General features: G+C 65.5%; 13 protein-coding genes. 7 read left to right on the forward strand and 6 right to left on the reverse strand.

The genetic code is table 11. From position 1 onward, the window contains the following. Window positions 1-81: 81 nt before the first annotated feature. Window positions 82-879: an SDR family NAD(P)-dependent oxidoreductase gene (locus CAF70_RS06255; RefSeq protein WP_085623508.1), complete on the reverse strand. Its 798-nt coding sequence runs from the start codon at window positions 877-879 to the stop codon at window positions 82-84. 86 nt (window positions 880-965) lie between these two features. Beyond that, on the reverse strand, window positions 966-1,889 hold the full coding sequence (locus tag CAF70_RS06260) for a LysR substrate-binding domain-containing protein (RefSeq protein WP_085623506.1): 924 nt from the start codon (window positions 1,887-1,889) through the stop codon (window positions 966-968). Window positions 1,890-2,243: 354 nt separating this feature from the next. Between CAF70_RS06260 and CAF70_RS06265 the strand changes: the two genes are divergently transcribed. Together CAF70_RS06265 and CAF70_RS06270 are read left to right on the forward strand one after the other, a co-directional pair. Next, a complete protein-coding gene (locus tag CAF70_RS06265) occupies window positions 2,244-3,437 on the forward strand; it encodes an MFS transporter (RefSeq protein WP_085623505.1) in 1,194 nt (397 codons plus the stop codon). A gap of 31 nt (window positions 3,438-3,468) precedes the next feature. Further along, a complete protein-coding gene (locus tag CAF70_RS06270; RefSeq protein ID WP_085623503.1) occupies window positions 3,469-4,575 on the forward strand; it encodes an alkene reductase in 1,107 nt (368 codons plus the stop codon). Window positions 4,576-4,579: 4 nt separating this feature from the next. Here CAF70_RS06270 and CAF70_RS06275 read toward each other — a convergent pair whose 3' ends face one another. The 3 genes from CAF70_RS06275 to CAF70_RS06290 form a co-directional block, all read right to left on the reverse strand. Then, window positions 4,580-5,953: an 8-oxoguanine deaminase gene (locus tag CAF70_RS06275; RefSeq protein ID WP_085623500.1), complete on the reverse strand. Its 1,374-nt coding sequence runs from the start codon at window positions 5,951-5,953 to the stop codon at window positions 4,580-4,582. A 224-nt stretch (window positions 5,954-6,177) separates the two neighbouring features. Continuing rightward, a complete protein-coding gene (locus tag CAF70_RS06285) occupies window positions 6,178-7,758 on the reverse strand; it encodes an aldehyde dehydrogenase (NADP(+)) (RefSeq protein ID WP_085623498.1) in 1,581 nt (526 codons plus the stop codon). Window positions 7,759-8,045: 287 nt separating this feature from the next. Continuing rightward, a complete protein-coding gene (locus tag CAF70_RS06290) occupies window positions 8,046-9,425 on the reverse strand; it encodes an APC family permease (protein ID WP_085623496.1) in 1,380 nt (459 codons plus the stop codon). A 281-nt stretch (window positions 9,426-9,706) separates the two neighbouring features. On the opposite strand from CAF70_RS06290, the gene CAF70_RS06295 reads away from it, so the two are divergent. From CAF70_RS06295 to CAF70_RS06310, 4 genes are all read left to right on the forward strand, one after another. Next, the gene (locus CAF70_RS06295; protein ID WP_085623494.1) at window positions 9,707-10,549 is read left to right on the forward strand and encodes a helix-turn-helix transcriptional regulator; all 843 of its coding nucleotides are present in this window, start codon (window positions 9,707-9,709) and stop codon (window positions 10,547-10,549) included. Between the two features lie 41 nt (window positions 10,550-10,590). After that, window positions 10,591-11,973, forward strand: coding sequence for an aspartate aminotransferase family protein (locus tag CAF70_RS06300; RefSeq protein ID WP_085623492.1), 1,383 nt, complete (start codon window positions 10,591-10,593; stop codon window positions 11,971-11,973). A gap of 149 nt (window positions 11,974-12,122) precedes the next feature. Then, entirely contained in the window at window positions 12,123-13,616 is a 1,494-nt protein-coding gene (locus CAF70_RS06305; protein ID WP_085623490.1) for an aldehyde dehydrogenase, read from the forward strand. Between the two features lie 316 nt (window positions 13,617-13,932). Beyond that, window positions 13,933-16,818, forward strand: a complete 2,886-nt coding sequence (locus CAF70_RS06310; RefSeq protein ID WP_085623488.1) for an HD domain-containing phosphohydrolase — start codon at window positions 13,933-13,935, stop codon at window positions 16,816-16,818. A 230-nt stretch (window positions 16,819-17,048) separates the two neighbouring features. On the opposite strand, the gene CAF70_RS06315 is transcribed toward CAF70_RS06310, so the two are convergent. Then, window positions 17,049-18,761 carry an FAD-dependent oxidoreductase gene (locus tag CAF70_RS06315; RefSeq protein WP_085623486.1) on the reverse strand — a complete coding sequence of 571 codons (1,713 nt, stop codon included), beginning with the start codon at window positions 18,759-18,761 and terminating at the stop codon, window positions 17,049-17,051. A 195-nt stretch (window positions 18,762-18,956) separates the two neighbouring features. Between CAF70_RS06315 and CAF70_RS06320 the strand changes: the two genes are divergently transcribed. After that, window positions 18,957-19,733, forward strand: a complete 777-nt coding sequence (locus CAF70_RS06320; RefSeq protein WP_085623484.1) for an IclR family transcriptional regulator — start codon at window positions 18,957-18,959, stop codon at window positions 19,731-19,733. The last annotated feature ends 106 nt before the right edge of the window (window positions 19,734-19,839 follow it).

Here is a 19,839-nt window from a genome sequence, read left to right on the forward strand (position 1 = left end):
GGGGAAACAGCTGCGGCGAGGGCAAGGTGTTTTGATTTCAGGGCAAAAGTCTGGGGCCGCTTTGCGGCCCCCAGGTTGAACTCAGATAGCCAGGCTGTCGACTACGCCGCCGTCGACCCGCAGGGCCGCGCCGGTGGTGGCGGAGGAGTAAGGGGAGGCCAGGTACACCGCCAGGTGGGCGACTTCGTCGACATCCGCGGCGCGCTGGATGATCGAGCTCGGCCGTGCAGTACGCACGAAATTGTCGGCTTCTTCACGAATGCTGCGCCCGGACGCCTGGGCTGCATCAGCCACCAGCGCGGCCACGCCGTCGGTCAGGGGCGGGCCGGGCAGCACGGCGTTCACGGTTACCCCGGTACCGGCCAGGCGCTTGGCCAGGCCATGCGATACCGCCAGGTTGGCGGCCTTGGTGACGCCGTAGTTGATCATGTCGGCAGGGATGGCAATGCCCGATTCCGAGGAGATGAACAGGATCCGCCCCCAACCTTTTTCGACCATCCCCGGGGCATAGTGACGGGCCAGGCGCACGCCGCTCAGTACGTTGGTATCGTAGAAGCGCGTCCACTCGCTGTCGGCCACCTCGAAGAAGTCGACGTCGTCGTAGATACCCAGATTGTTGACCAGGATGTCGGCCCGTGGGTGGGCGGCGAACAGGGTTGCGGCACCGGCGGCGGTGCCCAGGTCGGCGACCACGCCGTGGATCTGCCCACGGCCACCTTGCTCGCGCAGTTCGGCCAGGGCGGCATCCAGCGAATGCTGGCTGCGCCCGGCAATGACGACGTCGGCGTTGGCGCGGGCCAGGCCGCGGGCGATAGCCAGACCAATACCGCCGGTCGAGCCGCTGATGATGGCGGTGCGTCCGCCGAGGTCGATGTTCATGGAATGGCTCCTGTGGGTGAGTTGCATCGATGGGAGCCATCCTAGAGAACCGCTTTTAGACTGTAAAAGACGCAATTCGACTGAGTTCAGACCTTCCTGGACTTATCCGCTTCCTGCTCGGCCAGTGCCAGCACTTGCTCGCGGAAAATGCCCACGATCGGTCGCAAGTCGACCTGGTGCCATACCGCCCACAACTGCTCGCTGGGCTGGAACCAGTCCAGTTGGCGCAGCACCACGGTCGGCCCGGCGCTGGCCGACAGGCTGCTTTGCACCATGGCCAGGCCCAGGCCGGCGGACACCAGGCCGAGCACGCTCAGCGGGTCGTTAGCCTCCAGCGACAGGCGCGGGGTGAAGCCGGCATCGCCACAGCGGGCGATGAAATTGTCGCGCTTGTGAACCTGGTCGGGCTGGCCCCCAGTGATGATCCAGTCCTGCTCGTGCAGGTCGGCGGGGGTCAGTCCGGCCTTGCCGGCCAGCGGGTGCGCGGCCGGGATGGCGAGCAGCAATGGGTCGTCCAGCACCGGCTGGCCACGCAGGTCGGGGTCGTCCTTTGGCGGCCGCTCGCACACCAGGGCAATGTCCAGGCTGCGCTGACGCAGGCCTTCGAACTGTTCGTTGGGGGTCATGTTGTACAGCGCAATGTGAATGTTCGGGCGCTCGCCTCGAATGGCCCGCACCGCGCCCGGCAGCACGCCGGCATGGATGGCGTGGTTGACATAACCGATGCAAAGCCCGCCTTCTTCGCCACGGCCCAGGCGCTTGCCCAGCGATTCCAGGCGCTCGGCATGCTTGAGCAGGCCACGCGCTTCGGCCAGGAAGGTGCGCCCGTCCCTGGTCAGGTACAGGCGCTGGTTACGCCGTTCGAACAGCGCCAGGCCAAGGTTGTCCTCCAGCTGGGCAATCTGCCGGCTGAGGGGCGATTGGGAAATGTGCAGCTGCTCGGCGGCACGGCCGACGTTCTCGCATTCGGCGACGGCCACGAAATAGCGCAACTGACGTAGATCTTGCATGAGACCTCCAGGGACTTAACTGTTAACAATTATGACTTGGACGGTCTTGATCTTGCCAGCCTGAGGGCGGCCACTTCGTCGGTTGAGCATGGCGACAGCGACCCGGTGGCTCCATTCGCGGGCACACCCGCTCCCACAGGTACAGCGCTGTTTTCAACTGCAGTGCAGTACCTGTGGGAGCGGGCGTGCCCGCGAATGCGTCTGTCTAGGCAACACAATAGATTGACCCTTTCGCAACAGCACGGTCGCAACCTTTGCTTCCAGATCAAAACTCATTGTCCCGCACCCATCTTTTTCCCATCCCTGCGTCCCTCGAGAATTCACCTATTCCAACCTTCAACAGGTGATTCTCAAATGCCTCTCGCCTTGTTAGCCCTGACCCTGGCGGCCTTCGCCATCGGCACCACGGAGTTCGTGATCGTCGGTCTCATTCCAGCCATCGCCAATGACCTGGCCGTGACCCTGCCTTCGGCCGGCCTGCTGGTCAGCCTTTACGCCCTCAGCGTCGCCATCGGCGCCCCCCTGCTCACTGCCATGACCGGCCGCGTACCGCGCAAGCTGTTGTTGGTCGGCCTGATGGCGCTGTTCACCGCCGGTAACCTGGTGGCCTGGCAGGCGCCCAGCTACGAATCGCTGATCATGGCGCGTATCCTCACCGGCCTGGCCCACGGGGTGTTCTTCTCGGTCGGCTCGATCATCGCCACCAGCCTGGTGCCGAAAGAAAAAGCCGCCAGCGCCATCGCCACCATGTTCAGTGGCATGACCGTGGCCTTTGTCACCGGTATCCCGCTGGGCACCTTCATCGGCCAGCACTTCGGCTGGCGCGTGACCTTCCTGGTGGTGGCCGCCTTCGGCCTGGTGGCGCTGCTTGGTGCACTGGTGTTCGTGCCAAGGCGCATCCAGCACAGCCAGCCGGCACCGTTGCTGCGCCAACTGCGGGTGATGCTGCAACCGCGCCTGCTGCTGGTGTATGCCATGACTGCCGTGGGTTACGGCGGCTCGCTGATCGCCTTCACCTTCCTTGCCCCGATCCTGCAGGACATCGCCGGCTTCGGCGCCAACAGCGTCGCCCTGGTGCTGCTCGCCTACGGTGTTTCGGTTGCCCTGGGCAACATCTGGGGCGGCCGCCTTGCCGACCGCAAAGGCCCGGTCAAGGCCCTGTCGATCATCTTCCTGCTGCTGGCCGTTGTGCTGCTGGCACTGACCTTCACCGCGCCGCATCCGGTGCTGGTGGTCGTCACTGTGCTGGCCTGGGGGGCAGTAGCCTTCGGCAATGTGCCGGGCCTGCAAGTGTACGTGGTACAGCAGGCTGAAAAGGTCGCCCCCGATGCAGTCGACGTGGCCGCCGGTTTCAACATCGCCGCCTTCAACCTGGGTGTGGCCGGTGGCTCCTGGGGCGGTGCCCAGGTGGTGCAGCAGCTGGGCCTCGGCCATACCCCGTGGATCGCCGCGCTGGTCACCCTTGCTGCCTTGGCCCTGACCCTGTACAGCGGCCGCCTCGATCGCCGCGTACCTGCCCAGCCACAACCTGTCGTCAGCCGCGCCTGACCCCCTGATTCGACTTACGGAGATGCTCGCAATGACTCAAGATCCGCTGTTCCAACCCTTGCAACTCGGCGCCCTGAACCTGCCCAACCGCGTGCTGATGCCGCCGATGACCCGCTCCCGCGCTGCCCAGCCTGGCGATGTACCGACTGCGCTGATGGCCGAGTACTACGCACAACGCGCCAGTGCCGGGCTGATCGTCAGTGAAGGCACCTGGATCTCGCCACTGGGCAAGGGTTACGCCCGCACCCCGGGCATCCACACCCAGGCGCAGGTCGACGGCTGGCGCCTGGTCACCGAGGCTGTGCATGCCGCGGGCGGGCGTATCTTTGCCCAGCTCTGGCACGTCGGCCGCCTCAGCCACAGCAGCCTGCTCGGTGGCCAGGCACCGGTGTCGTCCTCGGCGATGCAGGCCGAAGGCGTGAATGTGTTCATCGACAATGCCGATGGCACGCCTGGCTTTGTCCAGGCCTCCACACCGCGCGCATTGAGCGAAGCGGAAATTGCCGAGATCATCGAGCAGTACCGCCAGGCTGCGCGCAATGCCATGGCTGCCGGTTTTGACGGTGTCGAGTTGCACGCGGCCAACGGTTACCTGGTCAACCAGTTCCTCGACTCCGGCGCCAACGACCGCACCGACCGCTACGGCGGTTCGCTGGAGAACCGCCTGCGCTTCCTCGACCAGGTCACCCGTGCGCTGGTCGATGGCACCGGCGACGCCCAGCGCGTAGGTGTACGCCTGGCGCCGCTGACCACGCTCAATGGCTGTGTCGATGCCGACCCGGTCACTACCTATACCGCAGCGGCCCGGCACCTGGGCGAAATCGGCATCGGCTACCTGCACATTGCCGAAGCCGACTGGGATGACGCGCCGGACATGCCGGTGGACTTCAAGCAACAACTGCGGGCGGTGTTCCCCGGGGTGATGGTGTATGCCGGCAAATACACCGGCGAACGTGCACGACGTGCGCTGGAGGAGGGCTGGGCTGACCTGATCGGCTTTGGCCGGCCATTCGTGGCCAACCCGGATCTGCCGGCACGGCTGCAGCTGAATGCACCACTGGCCGAGCATGAACGGGCCACGCTGTTTGGCGGTGATGCCCGTGGCCTGACCGACTACCCGGCGTTGGCAACAGCCTGACCGCTTATTCGCCGCTGACCAACTGACGCGCCAACTGGTTGTGGCGCTCCAGTACCCGTGGCAGGTCGACCGTGGCCAACTGGCCGTCCTTCACCACCAAACGGCCATTGATGACGCTGGTGTGCACCTGGGTCGGGGTGCAGAACACCAGCGCTGCCAGCGGGTCGTGGTGACCACCGGCATAGGCGACGTGGCCGAGGTCGAAGGCCACGAAGTCGGCCACCATGCCTGGGGTCAAGGCGCCGATGTCAGTGCGGTTGAGCACCTTGGCGCCGCCGAGTGTGGCAATTTCCAGCGCTTCGCGTGCGGTCATCGCGTCGGGGCCGAAGCCTACCCGTTGCAGCAACAGGGCCTGGCGCACCTCACCGATCATGCTGGCGCCATCGTTGGATGCCGAACCGTCGACCCCCAGGCCCACCGGGACCCCGTAGTCGCGCATCTTGCGCACCGGGGCGATGCCCGAGGCCAGGCGCATGTTCGAGCAGGGGCAGTGGGCGACACCGGTGCCGGTGCGGGCGAACAGTTCGATACCGTGCTGGTCGAGCTGCACGCAGTGGGCGTGCCACACGTCGTGGCCAACCCAGCCGAGGTCCTCGGCATATTCGGCGGGGGTCATGCCGAACTTCTCGCGGCTGTAGGCGATGTCGTTGACGTTCTCGGCCAGGTGGGTATGCAGCGACACCCCGTACTGGCGCGCCAGCACGGCGGCTTCGCGCATCAGGTCGCGGCTGACCGAGAACGGCGAGCAGGGCGCTACCACGATGCGGCGCATCGAGCCGTGGCTGGCGTCGTGGTAGTCCTCGATCAGGCGCTGCGATTCCTTGAGGATGTCGGCTTCCTTTTCCACCACCGAATCAGGCGGCAGGCCGCCCTGGCTGCGGCCCACGCTCATGCTGCCGCGTGCGGCATGGAAGCGCATGCCGATCTCGTCGGCGGCATGGATGCTGTCGTCGAGCTTGCAGCCGTTGGGGTAGATGTACAGGTGGTCGCTGGAGGTAGTGCAGCCGGACAGGATCAGTTCGGCCATGGCGGTCTGGGTCGACACCGCGATCATCTCGGGGGTCAGGCGCGCCCAGATCGGGTACAGGTTGGTCAACCAGTTGAACAGCTCGCCGTCCTGGGCCGCCGGCACCACGCGGGTGAGGCTCTGGTACATGTGGTGGTGGGTGTTGACCAGGCCTGGGATGACCACCTTGCCGGCCATGTCCAGCACCACGTCGGCGTGCTGCGGCAGGGTATCGCTGGGGCCGACCTGGCGGATCAGGTTGCCTTCGATGAACATTCCGCCGTGCTTGATCTCGCGGCGTTCGCCGTCCATGGTGACCAGCAGTTCGGCGTTTTTGACCAGTAGCGTTTTTGGAGCATTTGTAGATGACATGGCTTGAGCCTGTCGCAATATGCATCGGCGATTACCGATGTCATAGGCGCAGGGCATTGTAAGCAAGGTATTTGCAAATTGTATACAGGGTTGGTTGTCCTGTACCGGCCTCTTCGCGGGCACGCCCGCTCCCACAGGTACTGCACAGTTCTCGAACCCTGTGCAGTACCTGTGGGAGCGGGCGTGCCCGCGAAGAGGCCGGTACAGGTTACCTCGTCAACAGATCACGCCGCTCCACGGCTGGCAACCCCATCCACCAACCGCGCAATCCCCAGCGGGTTGGCACTTTGCAGTGCTTCCGGCAGCAGCGCATCCGGGTAGTTCTGGAAGCACACCGGGCGCAGGAAGCGGTCGATGGCCAAGGTCCCGACCGAAGTGCCACGGGCATCGGAGGTGGCCGGGTATGGCCCGCCATGCACCATCGCGTCGGCTACCTCGACGCCGGTCGGGTAGCCGTTCAGCAGCAGGCGCCCGGCCTTGTGCTCCAGCAGCGGCACCAGGGTGGCAAAGGCACGCAGGTCGTCCGGCTCGGCAATCAGGGTGGCGGTCAGCTGGCCTTGCAGGTGGCGCAGCGCTTCGGCCAGTTGCCGGGCATCGGCCACTTCCACCACCACGGTGGTTGGGCCGAACACTTCTTCCTGCAGCAGCGGGTCGCTGTTCAGCAGCAGGCTCACGTCCGCCTTGAACAGCTGCGGCTGGGCCTGCTTGCCGGTTTGTGGCTGGCCGGCCAGGTGCTTGATGCCCGGGTGCGCCAGCAGGTGCTGTACACCGTTCTGATAGCTGCGCAGGGTACCTGCGTTGAGCATGGTCTGCGGCGCCTGGTCGGCCATGCGCGCCACCAGCGTGTGCACAAAGCGTTCGAACTGCGGCGACTTGATGCCCACCACCAGGCCCGGGTTGGTGCAGAACTGCCCGCAACCCAGCACTACCGATGCAGCCAGTTCGCCGGCTACCTGCTCACCACGGGCCTGCAGGGCCAGGGGCAGGACGATGACCGGGTTGATGCTGCTCATTTCGGCGAACACCGGAATCGGCTGCGGGCGCGCAGCCGCCATGTCGCACAGGGCGCGGCCACCACGCAGCGAACCGGTGAAGCCGACCGCCTGGATCGCCGGGTGCTTGACCAGAGCCTCGCCCACGCCGGCGCCGTAGATCATGTTGAACACGCCTGCCGGCATGCCGCTGGCGGCCACCGCGCGGTCAATCGCCGCGGCCACGTGGGCGGCGGTCAGCATGTGCCCGCTGTGGGCCTTGAACACCACCGGGCAGCCGGCGGCCAGCGCCGAGGCGGTGTCACCGCCGGCGGTGGAGAAGGCCAGCGGGAAGTTGCTGGCACCGAATACCGCCACCGGGCCGACGCCGATGCGGTATTGGCGCAGGTCCGGGCGTGGCAGCGGGGTGCGCTCGGGCAGGGCACGGTCGATGCGCGCACCGAGGAAGTCGCCACGGCGCACCACCTCGGCGAACAAGCGTAGCTGGTTGCTGGTGCGGGCGCGCTCACCGCGGATGCGTGCCTCGGGCAGCGCGGTTTCGCGCATCACCTGCTGGACGAAGTCATCGCCCAGGGCGTCGAGTTCGCTGGCGATGGCGTCGAGGAAGGCGGCGCGCTGGGCCGGGCGGGTGCTGCGGTAGGCCGGGTAGGCGACCTCGGCGGCCAGCACGGCGGCATCGACTTCGTCGCCGGTCGCCTGGTGGAAGGCGTAGGGCAGTGGCTCGCCGGTGTGGGCGTCGACGCTGTTCAGCAGCACGTCACCGTTGCCGCTGAGCTGGCCGGCGATGTGGTTCAGGCGATGTTCGATGGACATTTCGTTTCCCGTTGGCAATGACAGTCGTTGTGCTGGGACTGTAGGGGGCGAAATGTGTGCTGAATAATGATTAATGCGGATCAGGTGATAACGTTCTGTTATCGCATGGCCTGCTATTGAGGAACGATGTTCGAGCGTATGCCATGCCCGTGGGAGCGGGCGCGCCCGCGAAGCGCCCGACACGGTGTATGGCACCGGCTTTGCCGGTGTTCGCGGGCACGCCCGCTCCCACAACGACCGCGCAGGCTTCCAGTCTGAGTAAGGCGGTTGTGGGGGCGCTGTTTGTGTCACTCGGCCATCTGCAACTCCGGCAGCTTCACCCGGAACGCCCGGGTAAGCCCCAGCAGCACCACAAGGCCCATGCCCATCCAGCACAGACCGATGGTGAACGACAGGCTGGTCAGGCTGCTCCACAGCCACAGCGTGCTGAGGAAGCCAAGGCCGGGAATGGCACCATACAGCAGGTAGTTACGACCACCTCGCAGCTTGTGGTCTACAAGGTAGTGCTTGACCACGGCCAGGTTCACCGCCGAGAAGGCGAACAGTGCGCCAAAGCTGATCATGTTGGCCACCGTGTCGAGCGTAATCACCAAGGCAATCAGCGATAGCAGGCTGACCAGCAGGATGGCCGTGGCCGGTACGCGCTTTTTCGTCACCAGCTGGCCGAACGCACGGGGCAATGCACCGTCGCGGCCCATGGCGAACAGCACCCGCGACACGCTGGCCTGGGACACCATCGCCGAGGCGAAGCAGCCGGCCACGTAGGTGGCGGTGAAGGCGGTGACCAGCAGCTCGCCGCCGACCCGGCGCATCACGTCCACCGACGCCGAGTCCGGGTCGGCGAAGCTGCCCCAGTCAGGGAACACCATCTGCGCGCAATACGACACTACCAGGAACAACAGGCCGCCAATCAGCGATACGGCGAGAATCGCCACGGGAATGCGGTAGGTGGGGTTGCTGGTTTCCTCGGCCATGGTCGAGACCGCATCGAAGCCCAGGAACGACAGGCACAGCACGGCGGCGCCGGTCATGATCAACGGCACGCTGAAGCCTTCGTGGTGGAAGGGCGCCAGCAGCGACACCGGCTGCGCCTGCCCGCTGAGGTTGTGGATGGACAGGGCGACGAACACGATGATGAACACCAGTTGCATCACCACCAGGACCCAGTTGACCCGGGTGATCGACTCGATGCCGATCAGGTTGAGGAAGGTGACCAGGGCAATGGAACCCGCCACCCACACCCAGGCGTGGATGGCCGGGAAGTATTCGGACATGTAGATGCCTATCAGCAGGTAGCTGAGCAGCGGCAGGAAGATGTAGTCGAGCAGCAAGGTCCAGCCGGCGATGAAGCCGATGTGGCTGCCGAAGGCCTTGCGGGTGTAGGTGTAGACCGAGCCGGAGTATGGGTGGGCCTGGACCATGCGGCCGTAACTGTAGGCGGTCAGCAGCATGGCGGCGAGGGTCAGCAGGTAGGCGGTGGGCAGGTGCCCCTTGGTCATCTGGGTGACCAGCCCGTAGGTGGTGAATACTGCAAGCGGGACCATGTAGGCCAGGCCGAACAGCACCAGGGCGGGCAGCCCCATGGATTTGCGGAAACGGCCGTTGCTGGCGGTGGGTTGCGACGGGCTATGTGCAGGGCTATGGGCTGTACTTGTTGTTGTATGCATTGCTAACTCCTGAAAAGGGATGCAGCACGCCGCGGTATGCGAGCGGGCTCGATACCGGTGGGTGTTGTGCAAGGAGGTCGAGCGGGTGGCTCGCAGCGCTGGGGCGGGTTGATGCTCCCACACCCCGCCGGTACCCGGAATCACCCTTTGGGGTGAGCCGGCAGGCGGTTGTACCTGCTCACCCCAAAGGGTGATTTCGGTGTTTGCAGTGCCATGGGAGTATCTGGCCAACAACGCACCGCACTGGCAGCGGTGCCTTCACTTGAGACGGCAGGCCCACAGTGACTGATCAATTGCTTACGCAACAGTGGTTCGAGCACCAGGCCAAGGTCACCGAGGCGATCGGCCGGCCGGGCTTTGCCGCCACCCTGTTTGCTGCGCTTGGGGTGATCCGGCCGATCCAGGCGACCACGGTGTACCTGTACCCGCACCACGGCATGCCCTGCGCACTGTTCGAGCAGGATGACAAGGCGCCCTGGCAGCCCGAGGGCAATGTCAGCCGCTACCTGTCTGGCTTCTATCTGCTCGACCCGTTTTACGGGGCTTGTGTGGAGCAGGTCGAGTCCGGTTGCTACGGCCTGTTCGAAGTGGCGCCCGACCAGTTCGAGGTCAGCGAGTACTACCAGTCGTTCTACCGGCACTCGCACCTGGAGGATGAGCTCAACTACATCCTGCAGGTCGCACCCGGGCAGAGCCTGGCGGTATCGCTGGCGTTCACCGACAAGCTCGATGGGCAAACCCGTGCGCTGTTCGGGCGTATCACGCCCTGGGTGCTGGCGCTGCTCGGCAAGCACTTCGCCGGGCTGGACAGCCGCGCCGGGCGCTTCGAGAACATCCTCGAGCAGCGCATCCACGCGGCCCTGAACAACTTCGGCAGCTCGCTGCTGACCGAGCGTGAATGCCGTATCGCCCAGCTGATCCTGCGTGGCCATTCGACCAAGTCGCTGGCCGAGCGCCTGGGGGTGTCGGAGGACACCATCAAGTCACACCGCAAGAACGTCTACGCCAAGCTCGACATCGGTACCCAGTCCGAGCTGTTCTCCCTGTTCATCGACGCGCTGGCCAATGCCCAGGGCGTGCTGGGCAAGGACCCGCTGGAAAGCTACATGGGCAAGCTGCGCTGAGCGCAAGCCACCCTGCAACCCACCGCAAAGGAAAACCAACAATGAATGCGCCTTTCGCCCCGCAACGCCAGACCCGCGACTACCAGGCAGCCGATGCCGCGCACCACATCCATGCCTTCCTCGACCAGAAGGCGCTGAATGCCGAAGGGCCGCGGGTGATCGTCGGTGGCGAACGCCTGCACCTGTGGGACAGCGAGGGCAAGCGCTACCTGGACGGCATGTCCGGCCTGTGGTGCACCCAGCTCGGCTACGGCCGCCGCGACCTGACCGCCGCCGCCGCCGCGCAGATGGATCAGCTGGCCTACTACAACATGTTCTTCCACACCACCCACCCGGCGGTGATCGAACTGTCCGAGTTGCTGTTCAGCCTGCTGCCGGGGCACTACAGCCACGCGATCTACACCAACTCCGGCTCCGAGGCCAACGAGGTGCTGATCCGTACCGTGCGCCGTTACTGGCAGGTGGTCGGCCAGCCGAACAAGAAGATCATGATCGGCCGCTGGAACGGTTACCACGGCTCGACCCTGGCCGCCACGGCGCTGGGTGGCATGAAGTTCATGCACGAAATGGGCGGGCTGATCCCGGATGTGGCGCATATCGACGAGCCGTACTGGTACGCCGAGGGCGGCGACCTGACCCCGGTCGAATTCGGCCGCCGCTGCGCCCTGCAGCTGGAGGAAAAAATCCTCGAACTGGGCGCCGAGAACGTCGCCGGCTTTATCGCCGAGCCGTTCCAGGGGGCGGGCGGCATGATCTTCCCGCCAGAAAGCTACTGGCCCGAGATCCAGCGCATCTGCCGCCAGTACGACGTGCTGCTGTGCGCCGATGAAGTGATCGGCGGCTTTGGCCGCACCGGCGAATGGTTCGCCCACGAATACTTCGGCTTCGAGCCCGACACCCTGTCGATCGCCAAGGGCCTGACCAGCGGTTATGTGCCCATGGGCGGGCTGGTGCTGAGCAAGCGCATTGCCGAGGCACTGGTGGAGCGGGGCGGGGTGTTCGCCCACGGCCTGACCTATTCCGGCCACCCGGTGGCAGCGGCGGTGGCCATTGCCAACCTGAAGGCGTTGCGGGACGAAGGCATTGTGCGCCAGGTGAAGGACGATACCGGGCCGTACTTGCAGCGCATCCTGCGCGAGGTGTTTGCCGATCACCCGTTGATCGGCCAGGTGCAGGGCGCCGGGTTGGTGGCGGCGCTGCAGTTTGCCGAGCACAAGCCGACGCGCAAGCGCTTCGCCAACGAGAATGACCTGGCCTGGCAGTGCCGCACCTTCGGTTTCGAGGAAGGGGTGATCATTCGTTCGACCCTGGGCCGGATGATCATGGCGCCGGCACTGGTCGCCAACCACAGCGAACTGGACGAGCTGGTGGAGAAGACCCGGGTAGCCGTGGACCGTACGGCGCGCCTGGTCGGCAAGCTCTGAACCGCTGACCCCTGTGGGAGCGGGCAAGTCCGCGAACACCGGCGAAGCCGGTGCCATCCACCGCAGCGCCTGATTCGCGGGCACGCCCGCTCCCACAGGAACCGCGTAGCCCCCTGTCAACACTGCTCCAACAGTTACCAGGAGTACAAATGTACACCCTCGAATTCTGGCAACATCGCGCCTCGGACCTTTACCTCCCGGCCACTGCACTGATCGACGGCAAAGCCGTCAACGCACAGGACGGCGCCACCTTCGCCGCCATCAACCCCGCCACCAACAAGGTACTGGCGCAGGTCACCGCCTGCGGCCAGGCCGAGGTAGACCTGGCCGTCGCCAGCGCCCGCCGGGCGTTCGAGCAAGGCCCGTGGCCGCGCATGGCCCCGGGCGAGCGCAAGAAAGTGCTGCTGCGCCTGGCCGAGCTGATCCTGGCCCATCGCGAAGAACTGGCCCTGCTGGATTCGCTGAACATGGGCAAGCCGGTCATGGACGCCTACAACATCGACGTGCCGGGCTCGGCGCAGGTGTTCGCCTGGTACGGCGAGGCGCTGGACAAGCTGTACGACCAGGTGGCACCCACCGCGCCCAACGCGCTGGCAACCATCACCCGCGAAGCCCTGGGCGTGGTAGCCGCCGTGGTGCCATGGAACTTCCCCCTCGACATGGCTGCCTGGAAGCTTGCCCCGGCACTGGCTGCCGGCAACAGCGTGGTGCTCAAGCCTGCCGAGCAATCACCGTTCTCGGCCCTGCGCCTGGCCCAGCTGGCGCTGCAGGCCGGTGTGCCCGAAGGTGTGCTGAACGTGGTGCCGGGCCTGGGCGAGCAGGCCGGGCAGGCGTTGGGCCTGCACCCGGACGTGGATTGCCTGGTGTTCACTGGCTCCACTCAGGTGGGCAAGTACTTCATGCAGTACTCGGCACAGTCCAACCTCAAGCAGGTGTGGCTGGAGTGCGGCGGCAAGAGCCCCAATCTGGTGTTCGAAAACTGCCAGGACCTGGACCTGGCTGCGGAAAAGGCGGCATTCGGTATCTTCTTCAACCAGGGCGAGGTGTGCTCGGCCAACTCGCGGCTTTACGTGCAGCGCTCCATCCATGACGAGTTCATCGAGCGCCTGCAGGCCAAGGCCCGCCAATGGCTGCCAGGCAACCCGCTGGACCCGGCGAGCCGTGCCGGTGCGATTGTCGATGCCGGGCAGACGGGCCGGATCGAAGCTGCCATTGCCCGCGCCGGGCAGGAGGGGGCGCGGTTGCTGTGCGGCGGTCGGCGCCTGACAATCGACGGTTCGGACAATTACATCGAGCCGACCATTTTTGCCGGGGTCGATGGCCATATGAGCCTGGCGCGGGAGGAGGTGTTCGGGCCGGTGCTGGCGGTCAGTACCTTCGACAGTGAAGAGCAGGCGGTGCGCCTGGCCAACGACAGCATCTACGGCCTGGCAGCGTCGGTGTGGAGCGATGACTTCAACCAGGTGCACCGGGTAGCGCGGGCGCTGAAAGCCGGCACCGTGTCGGTGAACACGGTCGATGCGCTGGATGTGACAGTGCCGTTCGGCGGCGGCAGGCAGTCCGGGTTTGGCCGCGACCTGTCGCTGCATTCGTTCGACAAGTATTCGCAGCTCAAGACCACCTGGTACCAGTTGCGCGCCTGATACATCCGGTCTTGCACCGCGTTGGATTCTTCGCCGCTAAAGCCGCTCCCACAGGTACTGCACAGGCTCAGGTGCTGCGCGGTCGCTGTGGGGGCGGGCAAGCCCGCGAAGCAGGCGACGCGGTGCCCGGATCATTCATGGCGTTGCGTTAATTTTCGTTGCCAACCCGGCAGAAAGCTCGGGTCCGCTCTACACTGCTGCCATGGTGGGGTAGGGCTATGTGCCACTACACCCCCGTCTTACTGCCTGCGAATGGCTTCGGCCTGCATGATCGTCCTGGCTGCCCCGTCAAACCGCCATACATGGAGTACCTGAGATGGGCTGCGTGTCGAATGGTCGTGCTACTGGCAACGCCGAACGTGGCATTTCGCTGCAGTGGCTGGTGGCGCTTGCCATCGTACTAGGCATGCTGCTACTCGGCGCTGCCCTGGCCTGGCAGGGTTATCGCAGCATTCGCCAGACCTTGGTGGCCGCAGCGGGTGATGCTGCCCAGCAAATTGGCAAGACCATCGATGAGCGCGCCCGGCGCCTGATCGACCCGGTGCACAGCAGTATCCGCCTGCTCGCCCACAACCCGGCAGCGCAAAACGCGGCACAGCGCCTGCAAAGCTTGCCGCAACTGGTCGAGACGCTGGAAGCCAACCGCATGCTCAGTGCTGCCTACATGGGTTACCCCAGTGGTGATTTCCTGCTGGTGCGCCGCCTGCGCGACCCGCAGCTGCTGCAGCGTTTTGCTGCGCCGCCGGGCACGGCATTCCTGGTGCAGAGCATCAGCCGCGAGGGTGGGGCGGTGCAGGGTGAATGGCGTTTCTACGACCGCGCACTGAACCTGCTGCAGGCCCAGGCCAGGCCCGAATACCGCTACGACCCGCGTGCGCGCCCGTGGTTTGTCGAAGCCAGCGCCCAACCCACCACGGTGCTGACCCACCCCTATGTATTCTTCACCACCCGCGAGATCGGCCTGACCATGGCCCAGCGCAGCGTCGACGGCGGGGCGGTGATCGGTATGGACGTTTCGGTCGACGACCTGGCCAGCGAGACCCAGGGCCTGCGCATGACTCCCGGTACCGAGATCGTCGTGGTCGACGACCAGGGCAGCGTGGTGGCCTACCCGGACCTGCAACGGGTGATCGTGCACGAAGGGCAGGCCGTGCGCTTGTCGCGCATCGGTGAACTGGGCATCCCCAGCCTGCAGCACCTTTACGCCGACCTGCCGCAAGGCACCCGGCCGCAGGCTTATGAGGTCGACGGCCAGACCTGGTATGGCATGCGTGTGCAACTGACCAACCTGGCCGGGCAGGACCTGCAGGTGCTGATTGCCGTGCCAGGCCAGGAATTGCTGAGCGGCGCGCGCACGGTGCTGTTCGAGCAGCTGCTCTGGACCGCAGTGCTGATTACCGTGCTGCTGGTGCTCGGTGGTGTGCTCGGTCGGCGTATCGGTCGCCCGCTGCGGCGGCTGGCCGAACAGGTGCACGGCCTGGCCGGTTTTGATTTCAGCCGCGACGTTGGGGTGCGCTCGCGGGTGTCCGAGGTGCGCGAACTGAGCCGCGTGTTGAGCCGCATGTCCGGCACCATCCGCAGCTTCCAAGCGATTACCCTCACGCTCAGCCGCGAGCGCGACCTGGAGCGCATGCTCGACGGTGTGTTGAGCCATCTGGTGGAAGCCGCAGGGGTCAATGCCGGCGTGGTGTACCTGTTCGATGCCGAACACGCATTGCTGCGCCTGGCCGCCTCGTGCCGCGGCGAGCAGTACCCGGGCGAGCTGGCCGTGGATGAAACGGCCCGGCAGCAGTTGGCCGCGGCGGTGATCCAGACCCTTGGCCTGCACGAACGCAGCCTGGCCGTGGTGTTGAATGACCGCAGCCAGGCGTTGCTGGGCATCCTGGTGCTGCAACTGGACGATGAACAGGCGCGCGAGCAGTTAGGCGAACCGTTCCGACGCTTTGTCGAGGAGCTGTCCGGGGCGGCGGCGGTGGCCATCGAGACGCGTCAACTGGCCGAAGCCCAGCAACGCCTGCTGGATGCCATGATCAAACTGCTGGCCGACGCCATCGATGCCAAGAGCCCTTATACCGGCGGCCACTGCGAGCGGGTGCCGCAACTGGCGCAGATGCTTTTGGACCAGGCGGTGGCGGCCGACAGTGGGCCGTACGCCAGCTTCAGCATGACTGCTGCCGAACGCTACGAATTCCGCGTGGCGGCCTGGCTGCACGATTGTGGCAAGGTCACCAGCCCCGAATATGTCGTGGACAAGGCGACCAAGCTGGAAACCTTGTACAACCGTATCCACGAGGTACGCATGCGTTTCGAGGTGCTCTGGCGGGATGCCGGGCTGGCCTATTGGCAAGGCCTGGCCAGCGGTGGCGATCCACAGGCGCTGCAAGCCACCCTGGCGCGCAGCCAGGCGCAGCTGCAGGATGACTTCGCCTTCGTCGCTCAGGCAAACATCGGCGGCGAGTTCATGCACGACGCCGACATCGAGCGCCTGCAGCAGATTGGCCAGCAACGCTGGCAGCGCCACTTCGACAACCGCCTGGGCATTTCCCGTGATGAGGCGGAGCGCTTTGCCGACCAGCCAGCGCCTGCGCTGCCGGTTGACGAACCACTCCTGGCGGACCGGCCTGAGCATTGCGTGCCCTGGGGCCCCCGCAAGCCGCCGGTGACCAAGGGCGACCCGCGCAACCGCTGGGGCTTCGACATGCGCCTGCCAGCCTGCGCCAGTAACTACGGCGAGCTGTACAACCTGGCGATCCGCCGCGGCACGCTGAATGATGAGGAGCGCTTCAAGATCAACGAACATATCGTGCAGACCATCATCATGCTCAGCGCCTTGCCGTTCCCGCGCCACCTCAAGCGTGTTCCGGACATCGCTGGCAACCACCACGAGAAAATGGACGGCAGCGGTTACCCGCGCCGGTTGGGCGAACAGGACCTGGGCATTGCCGAGCGGGTGATGGCGATTGCCGATATCTTCGAGGCGCTGACCGCGGCCGATCGGCCTTACAAGGCGCCGAAGACTTTGTCCGAGTCGGTGAAGATCCTGGTGGGCATGGCTCGCGACGGGCACATTGACGGGCAGTTGTTGGAGCTGTTTCTCAGCAGTGGGGTGTACCGCCAGTATGCCGAGCGCTTCCTGCGTGCCGAGCAGATCGACGAGGTGGATGTGGCGTACTGGTTGGGGCAGATGCGTTGCCCGGCCTGAATTGCCCAATTGGCGCAGCACTTTGGTCTGGAGCAGCAGTCATGTGTTGCATGCTCTGGCCTCTTCGCGGGCACGCCCGCTCCCACAGGACCTTGCACCGTACCTGTGGGAGCGGGCAAGCCCGCGAAGAAGACACCGCGGTGGATGGCACGGGCTTCGCCCGTGTTTGCGCGGTTCGACGCCTCGACAAGCCCGCTCCCACATGGCACGGCCATCAGTGATCGCTCACCTCATTCATACTCCTGCACCCCGGCAATATGCCGCCCGGCCACATAGCCAAAGGTCAGCGCCGGGCCGAGGTTAATGCCACCCGACGGATACCAGCCGCCAAACACGCTGGCCATGTCGGTACCCGCCGCATACAGGCCTGCGATCGGTTGCCCGGCCTCATCCAGCACCCGGGCACTGCCGTCGGTACGCAGCCCGGCAAAGGTGCCAAAGCAGCCGGGCTGTACCTTCACCGCATAGAACGGCCCATGCTCGATAGGCGCCACGCAAGGGTTGGGCCCCTTGTGCTGCGGGTCCCCCTGCTTGCGGTTGAACGGTGTGGAACCACGGCCGAACTCCGGGTCCTGGCCATTGCGCGCATGGTGATTGAAGTCACTGACCGTGGCGCGCAACCCTGCCGGGTCGATGCCGCAGGCCTGGGCCAAATCCTCAAGGGTTGCACCTTCCCTGAGGTAGCCGCTGCGAAGGTGCGGCCACACCGGCAGCGGCGCCGGGCGGGCATGCCCCAGGCCATAACGACGCAGGAAACGGTGGTCGCAGACCAGCCACGAGCACACCTCTTCGCCCTGTGGCACCGCCGCGATCATCGCTGACACATAGTCGTAGTAGCCATGCGCTTCGTTGACGAAACGCTTGCCGTTGGCCAGCACGCCGATGATGCCCGGTTTGCCGCGCTCGATGATGTGCGGGAAGTGGCCAACACTGCCGTCGCGGTGCGGTACTTGCGAAACCGGCGCCCAGGCCACCGGCGACTTCAGGTCGATGGCGACCACGCCGCCGACCGACTCGCCCAGGCGCAGGCCGTCGCCCGAACAACCCTTGGGGGGCAGGGCCAGGTTGTCATGGCCGCTGGCATCGCGCGGGAACAGTTGCCGGCGCCGGGCGTTGTCGTTGGGGAAACCACCCGCCGCGAGCACCACAGCCTTGGCACGGATCAGTTGCTCGCCTTGTGGGGTAGCCACCAGCGCCCCGCGCACCTGGCCATCCTCGACCAGCAGGCTTTTGGCCGGCGCCGATTCCTGCAGGCGCACGCCCAGGTCCTGTGCCGACCTGGCCAGGCGGGCCACCAGCGCCACGCCGTTGACCAGGTGCATCGCCCGGCCATACCGCGCCAGATGGCACAGGTGGCGGCCAAAGCGTTTGCACACGTGCAGCAAGGCTTTGGGCGAGCGGGTCATGTTGAGGAACGCGGCAAGGTCGGCACCGGCCATGATCGGCATGCCCATGAACGAAGTCTCGCGCAGGGTCTTGCGCAGGCGTGGCAGCAGCGCGCCAACCTCGCGGGCATCATAGGGGGCGGCGATCACCTGATGCCCGCCCTCGGCAGCGCCTGGTGTGTCGCCATGCATGTCGGGGATACCGTTGCCGTCGGCAAACTGCAGCGCCGTGTGCTTTTCAAAAAACGCCACCATGTGCGGGCACGCCTCGAGAAAGGCGTCGACACGCTCGGCGTTGTAGTACGCCCCTAGCTCATTGCGCAAGTAGGTACGCGGCTGCTCGATGTCTTCCTCGATGCCGGCCCGGCGTGCCAGCGGGTTGCGCGGCACCCAGGCCCAGCCGCCGGACCAGGCGGTGGCGCCGCCGAACACGGGTTCCTTTTCCACCACGATCACCTTCTGCCCATGCCAGGCAGCCGTCACCGCCGCAGCCAGCCCGGCGGCACCAGAGCCTATGACCAGTACATCGCATTCGGTTTCGTAGGGAGCGCAAGGCATTGCGGGTTTCCTGTATTGTTATTGGAACAAGGTTCCACATTCTTATTGGCAGGCAATCGTGCCGCAAGGGTGTGACGGCCCTGGCGAGCAAGTAGCGGGCGATAACCGGACAGTTCCTGCCGTGCCAGCGGCGACAGCTACCGCCGGTGTGGAATCATCTTCTAGAATTCGCAAAAAATTTCAGGGACCTGTGTCATGGCTGGTAGTCAGATCGAACGCGCCTTCAGTCTTGTAGAAAGCCTTACCGGTGAGCCGCAAGGCCTGCCGCTGCAAACCCTGGCCGAGCGCCTGGACATCCCCAAAAGCGCCGCCCATCGCATGCTCACCGAGCTGGTGCGGCTGGGCTACGTGCGGCAGAACCGTGACAACAGCCGCTACCAGCTGTCGGCCAAGCTGGTGGCGCTGGGCTTTCGTTACCTGGCCAGCAGCGGTGCCGACATTATCCAGCCCATACTCGACCGCCTGGCCCAGGACAGCGGCGAACTGGTGCGCCTTGGCGTGATCGACGGTGCCCGCCAGACCTGGATCGCCAAGTCCCAGGGCGCCCGCTCCGGGCTGCGCTACGACCCGGACATGGGCCGCGACGCGCCGCTGTTCTATACCGCCTCCGGGCATGCCTGGCTGGCCAGCCTGGACGATGACCAAGCGCTGCAGATGGTGTTGCGCCAGGGCATTGCCGACCCGGCGCAGTTCGGCCCGAATGCGCCACGCTCCACCGATGAGCTGCTTACCTACTTGCACCGCGCCCGCGAGCGCGGCTATGCCTGGGTCGAGGAAACCTCGGCGATTGGCACCTCGGCCTTGGCTGCGGTGGTGCGCCGCCCGCAAAGTGATGAGGTGATCGGAGTACTGAGCATCGCCGGGCCCAGTGCGCGCCTGGCGCAAACCCGCCTGGCAGAGCTGGCGCCGCTGTTGCTGGCGGCGGCGGACGAACTGTCGGCGGCCAGCCGGGCCAGCGAGTTGTTCGCCTGAGGGTGCATTTCCGGTCGATTACCGCACAGTCTGTTCTGCCGGTTCTTCTGAAAAGCTGAACATGGTTCTAAATTGTTGAATATAGATTATGGAACGAAGTTTCAGA

It is taken from the genome of Pseudomonas sp. B19(2017) (assembly GCF_002113165.1).
In the GTDB taxonomy this organism is placed as follows: domain Bacteria; phylum Pseudomonadota; class Gammaproteobacteria; order Pseudomonadales; family Pseudomonadaceae; genus Aquipseudomonas.

Bases quoted from the DNA above. Each gene is read 5' to 3' on its own strand.
- CAF70_RS06255 (WP_085623508.1), bottom strand. From the start codon at position 879: ATGAACATCGACCTCGGCGGACGCACCGCCATCATCAGCGGCTCGACC.
- CAF70_RS06260 (WP_085623506.1), bottom strand. From the start codon at position 1,889: ATGCAAGATCTACGTCAGTTGCGCTATTTCGTGGCCGTCGCCGAATGC.
- CAF70_RS06265 (WP_085623505.1), top strand. From the start codon at position 2,244: ATGCCTCTCGCCTTGTTAGCCCTGACCCTGGCGGCCTTCGCCATCGGC.
- CAF70_RS06270 (WP_085623503.1), top strand. From the start codon at position 3,469: ATGACTCAAGATCCGCTGTTCCAACCCTTGCAACTCGGCGCCCTGAAC.
- CAF70_RS06275 (WP_085623500.1), bottom strand. From the start codon at position 5,953: ATGTCATCTACAAATGCTCCAAAAACGCTACTGGTCAAAAACGCCGAA.
- CAF70_RS06285 (WP_085623498.1), bottom strand. From the start codon at position 7,758: ATGTCCATCGAACATCGCCTGAACCACATCGCCGGCCAGCTCAGCGGC.
- CAF70_RS06290 (WP_085623496.1), bottom strand. From the start codon at position 9,425: ATGCATACAACAACAAGTACAGCCCATAGCCCTGCACATAGCCCGTCG.
- CAF70_RS06300 (WP_085623492.1), top strand. From the start codon at position 10,591: ATGAATGCGCCTTTCGCCCCGCAACGCCAGACCCGCGACTACCAGGCA.
- CAF70_RS06305 (WP_085623490.1), top strand. From the start codon at position 12,123: ATGTACACCCTCGAATTCTGGCAACATCGCGCCTCGGACCTTTACCTC.
- CAF70_RS06310 (WP_085623488.1), top strand. From the start codon at position 13,933: ATGGGCTGCGTGTCGAATGGTCGTGCTACTGGCAACGCCGAACGTGGC.
- CAF70_RS06315 (WP_085623486.1), bottom strand. From the start codon at position 18,761: ATGCCTTGCGCTCCCTACGAAACCGAATGCGATGTACTGGTCATAGGC.
- CAF70_RS06320 (WP_085623484.1), top strand. From the start codon at position 18,957: ATGGCTGGTAGTCAGATCGAACGCGCCTTCAGTCTTGTAGAAAGCCTT.